Raw genomic sequence first — 3685 nt, 5'->3', positions numbered from 1 at the left:
TCGTCGAGAACATGCTGCTCCTGCGCCGCGAGGACTTCGACGACCTGCTCGACCGCGCCGCCGAGCGCGGAGCCGAGCGGGTGCTCGCGCACCTCGGCCTCGAGAATGGCCACGCAGCAAGGGACATCCGCGAACTGCGCGATCTGCTCGAAGCCTGGCGTGACGCGCGCCGTACCGCGTGGCAGACCACCATCAAGGTGGTCACGACCGCCATCCTCGCCGCCCTGCTGGTCGGAGCCGCCATCAAGCTGAAGCTGATGGGAGGTGGCCAATGATCGAGACCCTGCTTGGCGGCCTCCTCGGCGGGGCCTTCCGCTTGGCACCCGAAGTCCTGAAGTGGCTGGACCGCAAGGGCGAGCGCAGCCACGAACTGGCGATGCAGGACAAGGCGCTTGAGTTCGAGAAGCTGCGCGGCGCCCAGCGCATGGCCGAGATCGGTGCCGGGGCCGATGCCGCGTGGAACACCGGCGCCATCGAGGCCCTGCGGGAGTCGATCGCTGCCCAAGGTCAGCGGTCCCGGGTCCGATGGGCCGATGCGCTGTCGGTCAGCGTGCGCCCGGTGATCACCTACTGGTTCATGGCGCTGTATTGCGCGGCCAAGACGGCGGCGTTCGTGGCTGCCATCAACGGCGGCAGCGACTGGGGCGCCGCGGTCCTGCACGCCTGGACCGAGGCCGACCAGGCCCTGTGGGCCGGGGTGCTGAACTTCTGGTTCCTTGGTCGCGTGTTTGACCGGGTGCGGCCGTGATCCCCGTGCCGCAAGCGGCCATCGAGTTGGCCAAGCGCTTTGAGGGCTTCCACCGCGTGCCCAAGCACGATCCCAACCGCGCCTATCCGTACATCTGTCCGGCCGGCTATCCGACGATCGGCTATGGTCACCTCTGCGATCCGAAGCACCCGCCGATCACCGAAGCAGAGGCCGAGGCCTACCTCGCCCAGGATCTGAAGGTGGCGCTCGCCGCCACGCTGCGCTACTGCCCTGTGCTGGCGACCGAGCCGGAAGGGCGGCTCGCCGCCATCGTCGACTTCACCTTCAACCTCGGCGCCGGGCGGCTGCAGACCTCGACGCTGCGGCGGCGGGTCAATCAGCGGGACTGGGATGCTTCTGCGCGGGAGCTGAGAAGGTGGGTATACGGCGGAGGAAGGGTGCTTCCTGGTCTCGTTACCCGGCGCGAAGCTGAAGTTGCTTTGCTCCTCATCACAGAACGGCGTTGACCGTAGGAACTGCATCCTTTGTCAACCTGTCAGGGGCCGTTATGGACCGATTCCCATGCTGCGATCTTACATCGCTGCGCAGTCATTCACTCACTCGCTTTCAAGGAAACCACTTGGCTGCTTGACCCTTGGGAATGGACGGCCAGGTTCGGGCTCTTCGAAACGAGGTACCCCAGCGGCTGATCGAGCACGAATGGATAGAGGACGACCTGAGACGATAGGGCAGAGACGGACACCGCTTTGCCGACGTAACGCAGGGCGGCCTCGACCAACCAAGCTACGGCCTGCTCGTCGCTGACCACGATCGGCTTCATGCGCACGAGGCGCTTGCCCTTCTCGACGCGCTCGATCGCGCCCCAGCTTGCCTGCGACTGAAGCACCATGTTGGTCATCCGGTACGTGCCTTCACGCTCGCCATAGGCTTCGCTCATTCGGCGATGGACTTCCGCCGAAGCACAATCACCCTGCAGCGCCGAGAGGCGCCCCACCAGCTCCGCCACCTTGCCGAAGAACGGATAGGTGGCAATGGCCATGCCCCAGGTCAGGGCGGCGATAGGGACGCTCGGGTCGGCCTTTAAGATCGCGACGCCACGCTCGGCGAAGTCGGCGAGTTCCGGGCGTGGCGCAAGCCACAAACGATTCAGCACGGTCCGTGTCTTCTTTCGTGCTGCTACACCCAGTCCAGCAGCATCCAGCAGGGCATTCAGCTCATCGAGCGTGCCGAGTTCGGCGCGTACCTTGAGCGCGGCAGCTGCCCATTCGATCGCTATAAAGCGATCAAAGCCAATCTGGGGTGATGACGACGCCATTCGATTCAATTCGCGTAGCTCACTTTCACGAAGGGCACGATTAGTTCCTCTACGGAGACACCGCCATGAACCACGACCTGGTCATCCTTCGGTACGAACGCTCCGCGTCCTCCTGCGAATAGCGGCATGAAGCCCGCCGGAAGTCCAGCGACATCCAGACGGAAGGTCTTCGGATTGGCTGCCGCCGTCTCCGCGATCAAAGCCTCGCTGCGATAAATCCTGACACGCTCCCCGCGCAGCTCAGACGCGACCCCTTCGTTCGGGCGGCCAATGCCCACCGCTTCGACGTTGCCGTGGTCTGCGGTTAGGTAGACGTGGAATCCGTTGTCCAGCAGCATCGAGAATAGACGATCCACGAAGCCCGACTCGCACCAGCTTGCGATCTGGGCTGCAATGCCACGCTTTCCAAGCACTGCCCCATGGATGATCTCGTCGACGGTGTCCACGACAAGGCCAGCCACCTTCACAGCCGGATGGGTCAGGGCTGCTTCAAGCGCGGGGAGGTCATCGGTGCGTTTGATCGACCTGCGGTACAGCACCTCATTTGCGCGAAGACCATGGTCCTGCCAGAACCGTGTCCATTGCGCCGGTTCCTGAGAGGTTGATTCGATGCTGTCGGCGAACTCACGTGGGCGCAAGCCGGAGAACAGCGCCTGCCGGGACACTGAAGTCAGGGTTGGCAGCCACGCAAAGCAGGCACTCTCGTCGAACATCAGCCGCTGCGACCGACTGACCACGGTCTCCCGGATCAGTATCCACTGATCTACGGCCAGCCCGTCAAATACCACCAGCGCGATCTTCTTCTCGCCGTTGCCCCGGCGCATCGCCAGATACCTCGGCACATGGTGGACCATGATCGGTCCCTTGGCGGCGGGCAATGACGGCAGGTCCGCATAATGCTTGCCTACCCATTCACGCAACCGATCGTCGGCGGAGATAGCCAGGTCTCGCATCGCGTCCTTGATGCTTTCCGCTCGGGCTGCATCCAATCGGTGAAACCGTGAGATGACTTCGCCTAGGCGACGCGAGAAATGGGTCCAGTCGCGGTGCGGTGACTCGATGGTCGGCACTTCCGCCTTAAGGCTCTTGACGCCTTCAAACACCAGGTTCTGCATCGACGCGGGGTCCTGCACCACGCCCGCCTTGGCCCATTCCGGCAGAGTGGCCGGCACACCCTGGACTACCAGCGGGTGTAGCGTGCCATCCAGGAACATCGAGTCGACGATCACGCGGACGTCGTGATGATCGAAAGGCAAGTCGAGCTTCGCGACGTAATCGGGCGGCGTGGGCTCACCCGTGCGAGTTCCAGTGACTCCTAGTTTGGTGAGATAGCGATACCAAGCTTCTTGTACCACTCGCAGCGTGAGGCCCCTTTGCGAAAACAGCTCGGCGATAGGCATACCTTTAAAAATGTTGCGCTCGCCGACCACTTTCCCCACGTGCTGCGCAAGTACGGGCGGAAGGGCCGCCTCGCGGTAATGGAGACGAAGGAGCTCACGCCAAAAGTCCTCCGACCGTGTGATGAGGTGCGGGCTGATACGGAAGATGTGCGTCAGCACGAACTCCTTGGTCGCCGCTTCTCCCAGTGTTTGATGGGCGTGCCGTGCCTGCGCCTCAAATAGGAAGGGCAGCATCTCGGTACCCAGCTGCCTCACCACGGC

5 protein-coding genes are annotated in these 3685 nt (G+C 63.4%); 3 read left to right on the top strand and 2 right to left on the bottom strand.

All coding sequences use genetic code 11. The annotated features are described in order from the left end of the window. The 3 genes from VNJ47_00025 to VNJ47_00015 form a co-directional block, all read left to right on the top strand. The coding region (locus tag VNJ47_00025; GenBank protein HXG27222.1) for a DUF6127 family protein at positions 1 to 275 on the top strand (275 nt) is incomplete at its 5' end. Then, complete coding sequence (locus tag VNJ47_00020; GenBank protein ID HXG27221.1) at positions 272 to 748, top strand: hypothetical protein; 477 nt, start codon at positions 272 to 274, stop codon at positions 746 to 748. The genes VNJ47_00025 and VNJ47_00020, both read left to right, overlap by 4 nt. After that, the gene (locus VNJ47_00015) at positions 745 to 1215 is read left to right on the top strand and encodes a lysozyme (protein ID HXG27220.1); all 471 of its coding nucleotides are present in this window, start codon (positions 745 to 747) and stop codon (positions 1213 to 1215) included. The genes VNJ47_00020 and VNJ47_00015 overlap by 4 nt, the downstream gene beginning before the upstream one ends. Positions 1216 to 1301: 86 nt before the next feature. On the opposite strand, the gene VNJ47_00010 is transcribed toward VNJ47_00015, so the two are convergent. Both VNJ47_00010 and pglZ read right to left on the bottom strand, forming a co-directional pair. Continuing rightward, complete coding sequence (locus VNJ47_00010) at positions 1302 to 2024, bottom strand: hypothetical protein (GenBank protein HXG27219.1); 723 nt, start codon at positions 2022 to 2024, stop codon at positions 1302 to 1304. A gap of 5 nt (positions 2025 to 2029) precedes the next feature. After that, positions 2030 to 3685: BREX-3 system phosphatase PglZ (gene pglZ, locus VNJ47_00005; protein ID HXG27218.1), on the bottom strand; the 1656-nt coding region annotated here is incomplete at its 5' end.

It is taken from the genome of Nevskiales bacterium (genome assembly GCA_035574475.1).
In the GTDB taxonomy this organism is placed as follows: domain Bacteria; phylum Pseudomonadota; class Gammaproteobacteria; order Nevskiales; family DATLYR01; genus DATLYR01.
This window is presented reverse-complemented; position numbering and strand designations above follow the sequence as displayed.